Consider the following 13,976-nt stretch of genomic DNA (forward strand, 5'->3'; position numbering starts at 1 on the left):
TGCAAGCTGGTCTCCCCACTTTTCTTAAGTTTTCGCCTTTTTTTGGCATTAAGCGGAAACGTTCTTGAGTTCTTCCACTGCCGACATTTTTTCCTTGAGCAAGGCTCTGAACTGCTCTCCGGACATAACTTCCTCCCGGAGAAGAATATCCAGGGACTGCTCGAACACGCGGCGGTGCTGCTCCAGAAGGGTGCGGGTACGGGTGGTCAGCTCATCCATAATGGCCGCATTCTCCTTCATCAGCTCCTCCTTGGTCATCATCTCCCGGTCGATAATGCCCAGCCGGGTCAGCCCGGCGTCCATCATGTTCTTCACCATGGACAGGGCCTGCTCGAAGTCATTGCGTGAGCCGGTGCTGCGCCCGCCGTAGAACATTTCTTCGGCAACGGCGCCGCCAAGGGCGATCATGATCTTCTCTTCGATGTACTCCTTGGTGTACAGGTATTGTTCCGCCTGCGGATTATGCCGCACATACCCCAGCGCCTGGCCTCTCGGGGAGAGGGCAACCTGGGAGACGGAGCCGGATTTCAGCAATTCCGCGGCAATGGCATGTCCAAGTTCATGATAGGCCACCCGGATTTTCTCCTCCCGGGAGGCTTCCCGGTCCGAGCGTTCGCCCATCATCACCTTGTCCACAGCCAAAGACAGATGCTGCTGGCTGATTTTTTCCAGACCGTCCCGCAAGGCGTAGATGGCCGCTTCGTTCATCACACTTTCCAGCTGGGCGCCGGAGAATTGGAAGGTCTCGTCCGCTACCTTTTCCAGATCAACCGACTCTTCCAAGGGTTTGTTCCTGGCATGGAGCTTCAAGATATGCAATCTGCCCTTGCGGTCCGGCAGATCCACCGTAATGTGGCGGTCGAACCGGCCGGGGCGGAGCAGCGCGCTGTCCAGCATTTCCTTGCGGTTGGTGGCCGCCATCAGGAGAATCCGCGGGCTGTCCGAGGTATGGATGCCGTCCATTTCCGTCAGGAGCTGATTCAGCGTCTGGTCGTACTCCTTATGCTGGCCGCCGGAGCGTTTCCCCCCGATCACATCGATCTCATCGATAAAGACGATGGCGCTGTCCTTGCCTTCCTTCTGGGCCCGGTTCCGGGCATCCTTGAACAGGTCGCGGACCCGGCTGGCGCCGACACCCACATACATTTCCACAAACTCCGATCCCGAAGCGGAAACGAATATGGAGTTGGTATAATGGGCCGCGGCCTTGGCCATCAGGGTTTTCCCGGTGCCCGGAGGCCCCTCCAGCAGAAGGCCCTTCAGCGGGCGGATGCCCAGCCGTTTGATATCCTCATGCTTAATAATAAAGTCCAAGGCTTCCTTCAGCTCATTCTTGGCCCGATCCTGGCCTCCGATATCCTCGAAGGTCATGTACGAAGGAGTCCGGCTTTTGGATTTCCGGTCCACGCCGCTTACTGCCGCAGCCCCGCCCGTCCTGGCCTTGGTGATCATAAAAAGCGCTCCCGCTATCAATCCCATAAAAACGATAGGGATCACATTCAGTCCAAGAAAGGCAAGAAATATAATGACAACCGGCACAACGCCGATGACAATTTCCTTCCCGTATTTAATCATAGCTCCACACTCCCATCTTGGCAGCGCTGCGCGGCAGAATCACAAACTTCACATGCTCCCCTTCCGTCAGACGCACATACACATTGCTGTCATCCATCTCGGTTTGCACTGCCAGCCCTTGCAGCTGGCCTGCTTTGGCCTCCAAGGCCGCGGGAATGTCGGCGTAGCGTTTGGTTTCCATGGCCTGGGCCACATCGAACAAAGCGGTGGACCACCATTCCTCCAGCTCCGGCGACGTATTGCTGCTCACTTTAATTTCGGGTACGCGGTTGCCGGCTACCTCATCGTTTTTTTGGTTAATTTTGTGAACAATTTCACGTATATTGGCTTGGTTGTCAAGCTGCACTTGAAATACCGTTTTTTCCCCGGAGATGCTGGCTTTGTAGTCCACAACCCCGGCTGTCTCATTCAGCGCATGATTCAAGGGGCTTTCAAGCGCGACACTATGATAAATGAACCAACCGCCGAACAATACGGCTGCAGATGCGGCAACTGCAATCAGAATAGGCGTTGCTTTCAGTTTCAAGGGTATGTCCCCCTTCCTATTAATTGAAAAGGATTCGTTATTTAGAATAAATACTAATATAGAGATTAGTATATCACTTTTTTATACACTAGAGTATATCAACTTTGTGAATACTGCTTGGCTAAATTGTGGAACGGAAGTGAGAAAAACTTCATCTCTGCCGTGTAGTCTCTGAATTGGCGTTTCCTGACTCCTGCATCACGTGGACGGCTGATTGGACGGACCATGGTTCCGTTATTTCGCAAAAATCCGCCTTTTTTTCTCCGGTGCGGACACAGAATCCGTTAAGTGTGAAAAAATAGCGGTTCTCCATGCTTCGGACGAGAAATAACGAATCGTCTGTCCGCGAAACTCCGGAAAAGGGCTACATGCCGAAAATAACGGCTCCTCTGTCCGCAACCGACGACCCATCCGCGGTACATCCGTGGAACATCGGCGAAACATCTGCATCTGCGCCCCTACCATGGAACATCTGCACGCAAAAAAGACACCCTCTCAGGTGTCTTGACAAACTTTCAACCTCTTGCTCCCAGTTTGTAGGTATCCAGCAGCTGGCCGTCGGCGAACCGGTAATAGTCGTAAAAGCCTGCTTCCCGCCCGTCTTCCTGCTCGCGCTCGTAATAAACCTCCCACACCAGCTCCTCCGCCAGCTTGCCCGGAGTCACCCGGATAATCCGGGTTGCGGGATCGGCCGAGGCCACTTTCTCCGTAACACTGTCCATGGATACGCCGGCAGACTCATACTCCGCATGAATGCCGGATTCTTCGCCGATCCATACGATCATCTTCTTCTGGAGTTTGTCCTCCCCGAACACGATGCGCCAGGTCTCCGATCCCACGAAGGTGTCCACCCGGTCGGCCTTGACCAACATGGTCTGGCTGTAGGCGGCCAGAACGGCCTCCTTCTTCTCTTGCCATTCACCCGAGGTCAAGCGCTCCACATAAACAACCAGTCCCAGGAGCAGCACAATAACGCAGACGGTCCCCAGAAGCACATTCTTTTTCCAGCGGCTCATTCTCCCATCCCTCTTCACGGCCAAGCATCCGCAAACGGCTTGATGCGAGGCTTATCTTCCGATAATTCCTTCATAGCGGCGTTGGAACTCCACCTTGATTTTCTCCTCGTCCAGCGTCAGGCATTCCCCATTCTTCACGGTTTGCTTGCCGTTAATCCACACATCGGTGACATCCCCTGCGGATGCGGAATAAATGATATGGGACACATAATCCGTCCGGGGATAGAAATGGGGACGGTTATTATCCAGCCCGATAAAGTCGGCCTTCATGCCCGGCTTCAGAACGCCGGTGTCCGGCAGCCACAGAGACTTGGCCCCGTCCGCCGTCCCCATGCGGAAAGCTACCGTTGCCGGGACGGCGGTGGGATCGCCGGAGACGCCTTTATGAATCAGGGCGGCCAACCGCGCTTCCTCGAACATATCCAGGTTATTGTTGCTGGCCGAGCTGTCGGTGCCCAGGGAAACCAGCAGTCCCGCGGCAAGCAGATCCGGCACCCGGGCCACGCCGCTGGCCAGCTTCAGATTGCTGCCGGGATTATGGCTGATGCGGACATCATAACGGCACAGAATATCAATCTCGTCATCCGTCAAATGGACCCCATGGGCGATGAGGCAAGGCCGTCCGAACACCCCCAGCTTCTCCAGGTGGGCGGCCGGACGCAAGCCGTATTGGGCCACATTCTCCTCTACCTCGCGCACTGTCTCGGACATGTGGATATGGATGGGCAGGTCCAGATCATGGGCTGCCTGGACGATGCGCTCGATATATTCGGGCGGACAGGTATACGGAGCGTGGGGCGACATCATGGTGGTGATTCTGCCGTTGGCCTTGCCGTTCCACTCTCTGGCAAAACGGATAGCCTCCTGCAGCTTCCGGTCCTGCTCCTCCGGCGGGCACAGGCCGATGACGCCCCGGGCCAGCACAGCCCGGATGCCGGATTCCTCCACCGCCTTGGCTACCTCGTCCATATGATCGTACATGTCCACAAAAGTGGTGGTGCCGCCCTTCATCATCTCCAGGATGGAGAGAAGAGTTCCGTACCGCACATCCTCCGCAGTAAATTTGGCTTCATTGGGCCACATTTTCTCCGACAGCCACACCTGCAGCGCCAAATCATCCCCGTAGCCGCGCAAATAAGCCATGGCCGCATGTCCATGGGTATTCACCCATCCGGGCATAAACAGCTTGCCGCGGGCGTCAAAACGCTGGACGTTCCCGCTTTCGTCAGTGGTCTGCTGCCGGTACGCGCCTTCCTGAAGCTCAACAATCCGGTCGCCCTCTACCGCCATATATCCCTGCACCACCGGACGCGCTGCGTCGCCGGTGACAAAAACCCCATTTTCGATAATCAGTCTGGTCATCCGCTAAACCCCTTTCCTGATGCCGCGGATCATGGATGCCGCTGGCAATCTCTTTTCTTCACTCTACAATGCCGGGAAGGGAAAATCAAGAAAAGTTCCATTGCATACGGTACAGAGAATATGGTATTTTAGGAGGTACGGATGCATAACTTTGGTGCATGGACGTTTTGAATACACGGGTTTCAATGCCCGCAAGCCTTGGAGGTTTTTGGAGATGGCAATCGGCAAGAAACAGGATGAGGATTTTTATGTACTGCTGACACAATCCGCAGAGAATACACTTCAGGCCGCCCACGTATTCCGCCAGGCGATGATGAGCGAAGGCTCACCTACCGCCTTCCAGCAGGAGCTCCGCGACTTGGAGCATAAGGGAGACACCATTACCCACTCCGTGTTCCGCGGACTGAACAAGGTGTTTATTACCCCTATCGACCGGGAGGACATCCTGGCGCTGGCTGCGAAGATGGATGACGTAATCGACGGCATTGAGGAATGTATCGCGCGGTTTGATTATTTGAATATCCAATCTACCGACAATTGCATGAAGGAGTTCTCGGTTGTGCTGGTGAATGCCTGCCAGTACATTCTGGACGCCATCAAGCTGCTTTCCAAGAAGAAGTATATGCAGATTGCCGAATTCACCGTGAAGATCAACAGCATGGAGAATGAGGGAGACAAGCTGCTCCGTCAAGGCATCAAGGAGATTTTCCACAACCCCAAGGACCCGTACCACGACTTCAAGCTCAAGGAAATGTATGAGCAGCTTGAATTGACCACGGATGCCTGCGAGAATGTGGCCGATATCCTGGACAGCATCGTGCTGAAATACGCGTAAATCGGAATTCCCTGGAAGGCTGCCCGTTGGGCGGCCTTTTTTTGCAGCTCCTTCCCCTTGCAGTCTCTTCCCCTTTTCCGCTCCACACGGCGGTAACTGCCGCTTGAGCTGCTGCACAGTGCCGCGGTCATTCCGACCGTTATATTCATAAAAAAAGACCGGCCCCGCAGCAGCGCAGGCCAGCCCTTTACTCCTCTATTCATCCAAATAATAGGCCAAGCTTTGCAAATCGGTGGTGAAGTCCGCATTATGGACCCGGATGTTCATGGGAACCTTGATAATCACCGGGGCAAAATTCAGGATCGCCTCCACCCCGCCGCGGACAAACTCATCCGCCACCGATTGGGCTTCGGAAGCGGGAACCGTAATAATGCCGATCCGGATGGCCTCCTCCCGGATGATACCCACCAGCTCCTTCATGGGATGCACAACCAGATTGTTGATGGTGGTGCCCACCTTATCCGGGCTGTCGTCGAAGATGGCCGTAATCTTCATATTATCCTTCAGATAGACATTGTAGTTGCACAGCGCCCGCCCCAGATTTCCTGCCCCCACCAGGGCAACGGCAATGTCTTGGTTCAGCTTCAGAATCTGGCGGATCTTCTCGATCAGGTAATTCACATCATAACCGATGCCTTTTTTGCCGAACTCCCCGAAATATGCCAGATCCTTGCGGATTTGGGCCGGGTTCAGATCCAGCTTGTTCCCCAGATCCTGGGAAGACACCGTCTGAACGTTCTTCATGTTCAATTCATTGAGAAACCTCAGATATACCGGAAGCCTTCGCACGACGGCCTCCGAAATCTTCTCCGTCTTCAACCTTCCTCACTCCTCATCCATTCCATGATTCTCGGCACCAATTGCGAAGTCGTCATATGCTCAATCTTCGGCCCGGGCAGGGAGTAAAGAAAATGCTTGCCGTATGCCGTATCGATCACCCGGGTATCGTAGACAATAACCGTGCCTTTATCCGTAGCGGTCCGCACCAGCCGGCCAAAGCCCTGCTTGAAGCGGATCACCGCCTGGGGCACCGAATACTTGATAAAGGGGTTTTGTCCTTTTTCCTTATAAAGCTCGCACTTGGCCTCCACTAAGGGATGGTTGGGCGGCTGGAAAGGCAATCTTACAATCGCCAGGCAGCTTAAGGCGTCGCCGGGAATATCCACACCCTCCCAGAAGGAGCTGGTGCCCAGCAGGACGCTTGCGGCGCTGTCCTTGAACATCCGGGTCAGCTTGCTGCGGTTGGCCCCGTCCATCCCCTGTCCCAGCACCTGAATCCCATGGGGGGACAGCTCCTCCTTCAGCCTCTGGTGGACCGCCTTCAGCATCCGGTAGGATGTGAACAGCACAAGCATTCTTCCCTTGGTGGCCACCGCCACATCCCGCAGGGATTCCGTCAGCTTCTCGATATAATACGCTTCGGCGGCGCTGCCTTTAATATTGGGAAAATCCCGGGGCACGGCTACCAGCGCCTGCTCCCTGTATTGAAAGGGGGACGGCAGAAGCACTGTCCGGACCTTGCCGGACGGGCTATTCTCCGCAAGCCCCAGCTGTTCGCAGATATAATGAAATTTTTTGTCTACGGACAAGGTGGCAGATGTCAATATTATACTATCTTTTGCATCAAAAAAGAACTGTCGAAGGATGGCGCTTACATCTGCAGGCACACTTACCAGTTGAAGGGACTTGCTTTTGAACTGGCTGCTTGCTTCCATCCAATAGACATCATCCTGCTCGGGCATATGCATGAACCTGTGCAGCGTGTCCCGGTGCCGGTCCAGATCCTTGCCTGCCCCATTCAAATCCGTAACCAGGGTCTGAATGCCCAAGTCATCCTGAACATCCTTCCAATCATTCAAAAGCCGGTCCAGCTGCCGCGAGGCTTCGCCCAGACCGACATAGATATTTTCCTCCATCTTGCGGAGGGTTTCCCAGCTGGGGGGCAGCATGGCCGGCTTTACCCGGACCACCAGCTGCCCGGCTTCAGCCGACGCAGGGTCGGAGGCGCTTGCCGACATTCCGGCAAAGTCATACAGCAGCTGGGACAGCTCGTCCCAATGCTCCTTGGCCTCCACCAGCTTTTCCTCCACGTCCACAATGGCTCTAAGCCACTTGGCGGCTTTGTCCCCGGCCGCATGCTCCTGAATCCGCAGAGAAACCAACGGCAGGAGCCCGGAGCGGGAATCCTTGTACAGCCATGTCAACGTGTGCACAAAGCTCAGATAATGCAATTCCAGTCCCAGATGCTTGGCCGCCACTTCCTCAAAATGATGGGCCTCATCCACAATCAATTGGGAATAAGCCGGAAGCAGCCGGTTTTCCGCCTTGATATCCGTAAACAGCAGGGAATGGTTGACGATAATCACATCCGCCTGGTTCGACTCATGCTTGGCCCGGTGATAAAAGCAGCGCCGGAACCACGGGCAGTGGCGGTTCAGACAGGAGTCCGCGTCGCTTTGCACATCCTGCCAGAAATCATTGCCCTTGGAGGTTAAATACAGCTCCTCATCGTCTCCCCGTTCCGTGTCGGAAAGCCAGACCGTCATTTGCGCTGCCGTCAACCGGTCGTCCCGGCCATTGGCAAAGTCCGCCTGATTGACCTTCGCCTCAAACTTGCGCAGGCACAGATAATGATTGCGGCCCTTCAGCACCACCGCTTCGAAGCCAAAGGGAAACAGCTCCTGCAGAAGCGGAATATCCCGCTGACGCAGCTGCTCCTGCAGCTGAATAGTGTGGGTGCTGACAACAATTTTCTTCTCCTCGCTGATCCCGTAATGAAGCGCCGGAATGAGATAAGCCAGGGATTTGCCGGTTCCGGTGCCCGCCTCAATGAGCAAATGGGCGCTGTCCGACAATGCTCCCTGCACCTCGCGGATCATCTGCGCCTGGGCCGGACGTTCCTCGTAGCCCGGGAACTTTTCCTTCATCCGGTCCGTCAGCTGGGCATGAAACTCCTCGAAGGGTTTGGCTAGCCATTCCTTGCCGGCGCGGGGCTTCTTGTCCTCGCCCCATTCCCCGGCCTTCAGGGAAAATTGCCGGAAGTACCGGTCCTGGTCGGGATCAAGAGAAGTGGCCGTTTCCTTCAGCTCCCGGATTTCCTTCAGGAACCAGCTCAGGTCCGTGTTTTCCATTTCAAAAAGAAAGGAAAGACGCTGTACCGTCAGTAAATCCAAATCCTCAAACCGCTCCAGCACCTTCACCCAGAGCAGCGCCGTGGCTTCCGCATCGGAATCGGCCTGATGAGGCCGGTCATGGGGAATCTCCAGGGTCTGCGTTACCATGGAGAGCTGCAGGCTGCCAAGCATGGGAAACAGCATACGCAAAAAATCCAGGGTATCGAGAACCCTTCCGGAAAAGGGCCGATACCCCGAAACATCCAAACCCCGCTGCAAAAAGCCGAGATCAAACAATACATTATGACCCACCAGCACTGCGTCCTCCAGAAGAGGGGCCATCTGCGCCATTACGTTCTCTACGGAAGAGGCATTCTCCACCATTTCGTCCGTGATGCCGGTCAGGGTGGTGATAAAGTCGGGTATAGGCCCCGACGGTTTAATAAAGGAGGCGTATCTGCCGATAATTTCAGTATCTTCCAGGATGACCAGTCCGGCTTGAATGATTTCGTCGGAGGGCTGGTTGCCTGTTGTTTCAAAATCCAATACGGCGAATTTCATTCTCCCCGTCCAATCCTCTCTCGTTATGTTAGACCTGTCCTTTTTAGGATACCAAAAGGATTCGGGATTGGGAAGAACAAATGTTTTGTTTACCTTCGTTTATCCCAATGGGCCGGACTCAAAACAGGCTCAACAGAGGCCGGGTCCGCCGAATGGGCCAGCCGGAACAGCTCCAGCGCCTTGTCCAGATTTTGCCGTTCGGCCTGAATGCAGCCCATGGCATTGTAGGAAATGGCCTTGATCCTCTGATCATCCGTCAAGGGCACCACAATTTGAAAATGGCGGTAGGCCTCCGCAAATTCCTCACAGTGGAAGTACGCCATAGCCAGGTACATCCGGGCCAGCAGATCATCCGGCTGCTTCTCCACTACACGCTCCAGCTCCTCCACCGCCCGCTTGTACATGGAGAGCTTATAGTACCCCTGCCCTTTGGAAAAGCTGGCCGAATTCAGCGTCTTTTTCAGCCCGGAGGAGGGCGCAGCTTTGGGTTTGGCGGACGACTCGGACATGAATCCGGCGGTCGCAGATGATATGGCAGCCGCAGCCGTTAACGGCGCAGACTTGGCGGATGGCGGCTGGGTCTTAGCCTTGGGAGAGGGCGTCTCCGGGGCAGTTCCTCCATCCGACAGCAGCCCCAGCTTTTCCTCAAACAACAGCCATTCCTCAATGCAGGTGTCGCTCATTGCCTTTAACACGGACAGCCGCTCTTCCAGGTCCTTACGCTCTTTGCCGCTGGACGCGGGGAGACGCGACAGAATATCATCCAATGCGCCGTTCATGGAGGCAAACAGCTGTTTGAACATGGGCACACCACCTTGGGCTTCAAGATTGTTGTACCCTCATTCTTTGTCACCGCAGCAGGTTTCATACCGCTTAAAATTAGGGGCTGTCTAGATAAGAACGGTGGATGGAGGCTCGGATTCCAGCATATTCACAGGCTTATTGGCGTGATCCAGCACTGCAATCTTGGGCTTTAGGGCACGCGCCTCTTCATCGGTCATCATGGCGTAGCTGATAATAATGACAATATCGCCGGGGTGGACCAGCCGCGCGGCGGCTCCGTTGAGACAGATCACGCCGGACCCGCGGGGACCGGGAATCGTATAGGTCTCCAGCCGGGCGCCGTTATTATTATTGACGATCTGCACCTTTTCATTGGGGAGCAGATCCACCAAATCCATCAAATCCTCATCGATTGTAATGCTACCCACATAATTCAGGTTGGCCTCTGTCACTGTCGCTCTGTGCAGCTTGGCCTTCATCATAGTTCTAAACATTGGAAATCGCTCCTTTCGGCATCCCCAGCTCAAACAACCGGTTATCAATCAGGCGGGTCGTTCCGAAACGGACTGCCAGCGCCGCCAGGAGACGTTGGCCGGTCCATTCCTCTTGAGGCAATCCGTACACCGGACGAATGTCCGGGTACAGCATCAAATCCACATAATCAATATCGGCAAGAGGCATGGTCCGGATATGGGCCGCCATTTTTTCCTTCACCGCGGCAAAATCCCCCTGGCATTCCGCCAGCCACCCTTCCGTCAAACGCAGGGTTTCCGAAAGAATCAGGGCCTGGCGCCGCTCCTCCCCGCCGAGATACACATTCCGGGAGCTCAAGGCCAATCCGTCCGCTTCCCGGACAATGGGACAAGGCACAATTTCCACGGGAATATTCAGGTCGAAGATCATCTGCTCGATCACCGCCACCTGCTGGGCGTCCTTCATGCCGAAGTAGGCTTTATCCGGCTGGACAATATTGAACAGCTTGGAGACCACCGTAGCCACCCCGTCAAAATGACCGGGCCGGGAAGCGCCGCACAGTCTTTCCGTAACTCCTGCCACCCGAACGCTGGTTTGAATGGGCCGCGGATACATCTCCTCCACAGACGGCAGAAGCACTACATCCACGCCATTCTCCTCCGCCAGCTGAAAGTCGCCGTCTTCATTCCGGGGATACCGGGACAGGTCCTCCTTGGGCCCGAATTGAATGGGGTTGACAAAAATGCTCAACACCCGGACGCCGCATTCCTCCTTGGCCCTGCGGAGCAAGCTGGCGTGTCCCTGATGGAGATAACCCATGGTGGGAACAAGACCGGTTACCGTGGAGCGCCCTTCCTGAAGCGCCCGGGTTTTGGCTTCCATAATCATAAAACGCGCATCTTCTATCGTTCTGGCGATTTGCATGGTTTCTCTCTCCCTCTGAAAAACAATCTTATAGGGGGGGCTCCCCCAAAAGTAATGGGTATAGACATCAGAGCTTCTCTTCACTTTTGGGGGAATAGTTACTCCTTATTGCCGTACAGATAGGCGATGGCCTCCTGATTCCCCTTAAATGCATGTTCATCGCGGGGGAACTGTGCGGTTTTTACCTCATCCACATATTGGCGGATGCCCTGGCGGATGGCACTGCCCACATCCGTATAGGTTTTCACGAACTTCTTGGGACGGATGTCCGGGCCGTAATGGAGAATATCGTGGAACACCAGAATTTGCCCGTCGCATCCGGCGCCTGCTCCGATACCGATGGTGGGGATGGACAGCCGGGAGGTAATCATCCGGGCTACCTCCTCCGTCACCAGCTCCAGCACAATGGCGAAGGCTCCGGCTTTTTCCAAGGCCAGCGCATCCTCCAGCAGCTTTTGCGCCCCGGCGGAATCCTTGCCCTGAATCCGGTAGCCGCCAATCTGGTGGACCGCCTGGGGAGTCAGCCCGATATGCCCCATGACGGGAACCCCGGCGCGCACACATGCTTCCACCGCAGCGGCAATTTCAGCGCCGCCCTCCATTTTTACCCCTTTGCACAACCCCTCCCGCATCACACGGCCCACATTGCGCATGGTTTCATCGATACTGCCATGATAAGTCAAAAAAGGCATATCCGTGATCACAAAAGGGATCTTCGCGCCGCGGGTGACGGCTTTGGTGTGGTGGATCATATCGTCCAGAGTAACGGGAAGGGTGGAATCATAACCCAGCACCACATTGCCCAAGGAATCGCCGATCAGGATGCCGTCCACACCGGCCTCCTCCGCCAATTGGGCGGAAGGATAATCATATGCAGTGAGGAACGCAATGGGCGTTCCGTCCTTTTTCATCTTTTTGAATTGCGGAATTGTGACCGGTTTACGGCTTTCCATAGTGATCTCTCCTTATTTTATGAAAATAAAAAAACCTTCCCGCCGCAGGAAGGCCGATAAGGTCACAAAAAGACATGGTTCAATTGTCTTATGATCCCTTCTGTCTCGGTCCAAACGGCTCAGAGCAGAATCCGATATAAGCTGATGCTTACGATGCCGGCTTTCCTTCGGAAAGCCCTAAGGTATAGCATTCCCCAAACAGCGAGAAAGTGCGGTTCTGTGGAAGATACCGCCTGACCAGAAGCACCTGGTTTACGCTGCTTAAGTCTTTACTTGCATCATACTGCAATTTATGAAAAAAAGCTATTCATTTTCAATCATTCAGTTGGCGGGAAAGTCCTTTTCCTGCAGCTTTTCCTCACTATCCCGGTAAATTTTCCATTCCCCGTTTTCCTTTTTGAAGCCCATCTGTCCGGCCTTTTCCACCTTGGTCTGGCCTTTTCCGTTGGACAGGCCCAGTTGAAGGGTGTAGGTAAATTCCAATGTTTCCCCGGTATGTTCAGCAGGCTGGAAGCTGATGGAATGAAGAGAAACGGTGCTTTCGGAGTTTTTGGCCAGGAACAGGGGGTAATATCCCTCCCGGTTGGCAAGCAGCTTCTCGTACCGTTCGCCGGTCAAAAACGGCTTCAGCCTTTCATTCACCGCCTGCTCGTCATCGGACCAGGCTTCCTGCCGCACATTGTACTGCGTTTCCTTGTAGGCGGTGCCCAGCTTAACGGCATCCGTCTCTGAACTTTTTTGGCCGGAGCAGGCAGTCATGGTAAGCAACAGACAGGCTGTAAGCCCAACACTCCGAAGAAGCAAACGTTTCATCTCCGTTCCCCCTTCATAATTCAAGAATATTCAATGGCCCCGAGACCACCATGTCGATTCTAGCGGTAATTCTGTTCCCTGGCATCGGCCGAATAAATCGTCCGTTCGCTGCCGTCGGCCAGCCGCAAGCGCAGCCCGCCCCATTCATTGAGCCCTACCGCTGTCCCTTCAAAGGACCCGTTGGCGTCGGAGGAGCGCACAGTCTGCCCCAGGGTTACGGCCGAAGCCTCCCAGAGGGTCTGAATGGGACTGAAGCCCTGGGAGTAATAAAGCCCGTACAGCTCCTCCAGCTGCCCCAAAAATTGAGCGATCAGCCTGGCGCGGTCAATCCGCCTGCCGGATTCAATCAAGAGGGAGGTGGCTCTGTCCGCCAGCTCCTCCGGATAGTCCGACCGCTCCAGGTTGCAGCTGATGCCCACCCCCGTCACAATATACTGCAGCTGCTCATTCTCGGCGCTGGATTCCAGGAGAATGCCGCTGATTTTTTTACCGCCGATAAGCAGATCATTGGGCCACTTAATGCCCGGCTCCACCTCGGGCACCACCTTGCGGATGGCCCGGTTTAAGGCCACCGCGGCCAACAGGGTCAGATGCGGCGTCAGGTGCAGAGGAATTTCCGGCTTGACCACCAGGCTCATATAAATCCCTTTTCCCTTGGGGGAATGCCAGTGGCGTCCCAGCCGCCCTCTGCCGGCCGTCTGGCGCTCAGCCAGCACCAGCGTGCCCTCCGGCGCTCCGTCCCGGATCAGGCGCTGGGCCACATTTTGCGTAGAGTCCACCTCATCGAAGCAGTGAATGCTCTTGCCCAGGACCCGGGTACGCAGCAAGGGAAGCAGGTCATCCGGCGAGAGGGTGTCCGGCTGGGACAGCAGCTTGTAGCCGCGCCGCGGCACAGCCTCAAAGGTAAAGCCGTCTTCCTTCAGCGCCTGGATGTGCTTCCAGACGGCCGTCCGGCTGACCTCAAGAGCTTTGCTGATCTCTCCGCCGGACAAATAGCCGCCGCCCGCGCTTTTAAACAGCTCCAAAAGCCGTTGCTTCATT

At 55.2% G+C, this 13,976-nt stretch carries 13 protein-coding genes; 1 reads left to right on the forward strand and 12 read right to left on the reverse strand.

Features of this window, described 5'->3' with window-relative positions; translation table 11 throughout:
* Positions 1–48 precede the first annotated feature (48 nt).
* The 4 genes from DQG13_RS22000 to DQG13_RS22015 all read right to left on the reverse strand — a co-directional run bounded on the left by DQG13_RS22000 (position 49) and on the right by DQG13_RS22015 (position 4,479).
* Positions 49–1,575, reverse strand: a complete 1,527-nt coding sequence (locus DQG13_RS22000) for an AAA family ATPase (RefSeq protein ID WP_113022219.1) — start codon at positions 1,573–1,575, stop codon at positions 49–51.
* A complete protein-coding gene (locus tag DQG13_RS22005; RefSeq protein WP_113022221.1) occupies positions 1,568–2,101 on the reverse strand; it encodes a hypothetical protein in 534 nt (177 codons plus the stop codon). The genes DQG13_RS22000 and DQG13_RS22005 overlap by 8 nt, the downstream gene beginning before the upstream one ends.
* Positions 2,102–2,616: 515 nt before the next feature.
* Positions 2,617–3,117 carry a cell wall elongation regulator TseB-like domain-containing protein gene (locus DQG13_RS22010; protein WP_113022223.1) on the reverse strand — a complete coding sequence of 167 codons (501 nt, stop codon included), beginning with the start codon at positions 3,115–3,117 and terminating at the stop codon, positions 2,617–2,619.
* Between the two features lie 51 nt (positions 3,118–3,168).
* Positions 3,169–4,479, reverse strand: a complete 1,311-nt coding sequence (locus DQG13_RS22015) for an amidohydrolase (RefSeq protein WP_113022225.1) — start codon at positions 4,477–4,479, stop codon at positions 3,169–3,171.
* A 214-nt stretch (positions 4,480–4,693) separates the two neighbouring features.
* Between DQG13_RS22015 and DQG13_RS22020 the strand changes: the two genes are divergently transcribed.
* On the forward strand, positions 4,694–5,314 hold the full coding sequence (locus DQG13_RS22020) for a DUF47 domain-containing protein (RefSeq protein ID WP_113022288.1): 621 nt from the start codon (positions 4,694–4,696) through the stop codon (positions 5,312–5,314).
* Between the two features lie 195 nt (positions 5,315–5,509).
* On the opposite strand, the gene DQG13_RS22025 is transcribed toward DQG13_RS22020, so the two are convergent.
* The 8 genes from DQG13_RS22025 to DQG13_RS22060 all read right to left on the reverse strand — a co-directional run bounded on the left by DQG13_RS22025 (position 5,510) and on the right by DQG13_RS22060 (position 13,975).
* On the reverse strand, positions 5,510–6,133 hold the full coding sequence (locus tag DQG13_RS22025) for a redox-sensing transcriptional repressor Rex (RefSeq protein WP_113022226.1): 624 nt from the start codon (positions 6,131–6,133) through the stop codon (positions 5,510–5,512).
* Entirely contained in the window at positions 6,130–8,988 is a 2,859-nt protein-coding gene (gene dinG, locus DQG13_RS22030) for an ATP-dependent DNA helicase DinG (protein WP_113022228.1), read from the reverse strand. The genes DQG13_RS22025 and dinG overlap by 4 nt, the downstream gene beginning before the upstream one ends.
* Before the next feature lie 89 nt (positions 8,989–9,077).
* The gene (locus DQG13_RS22035; RefSeq protein ID WP_113022230.1) at positions 9,078–9,791 is read right to left on the reverse strand and encodes a tetratricopeptide repeat protein; all 714 of its coding nucleotides are present in this window, start codon (positions 9,789–9,791) and stop codon (positions 9,078–9,080) included.
* A gap of 87 nt (positions 9,792–9,878) precedes the next feature.
* The gene (gene panD / locus DQG13_RS22040; RefSeq protein WP_113022232.1) at positions 9,879–10,265 is read right to left on the reverse strand and encodes an aspartate 1-decarboxylase; all 387 of its coding nucleotides are present in this window, start codon (positions 10,263–10,265) and stop codon (positions 9,879–9,881) included.
* A complete protein-coding gene (gene panC / locus DQG13_RS22045) occupies positions 10,258–11,169 on the reverse strand; it encodes a pantoate--beta-alanine ligase (protein WP_113022234.1) in 912 nt (303 codons plus the stop codon). The genes panD and panC overlap by 8 nt, the downstream gene beginning before the upstream one ends.
* A gap of 98 nt (positions 11,170–11,267) precedes the next feature.
* Positions 11,268–12,122, reverse strand: coding sequence for a 3-methyl-2-oxobutanoate hydroxymethyltransferase (panB, locus tag DQG13_RS22050; protein WP_113022236.1), 855 nt, complete (start codon positions 12,120–12,122; stop codon positions 11,268–11,270).
* 321 nt (positions 12,123–12,443) lie between these two features.
* On the reverse strand, positions 12,444–12,935 hold the full coding sequence (locus DQG13_RS22055; protein ID WP_113022238.1) for a hypothetical protein: 492 nt from the start codon (positions 12,933–12,935) through the stop codon (positions 12,444–12,446).
* Between the two features lie 59 nt (positions 12,936–12,994).
* Entirely contained in the window at positions 12,995–13,975 is a 981-nt protein-coding gene (locus DQG13_RS22060; RefSeq protein WP_113022240.1) for a biotin--[acetyl-CoA-carboxylase] ligase, read from the reverse strand.
* Between the last annotated feature and the right edge of the window lies 1 nt (position 13,976).

It is taken from the genome of Paenibacillus sp. YN15, from assembly GCF_003285005.1.
GTDB lineage: Bacteria > Bacillota > Bacilli > Paenibacillales > NBRC-103111 > Paenibacillus_AR.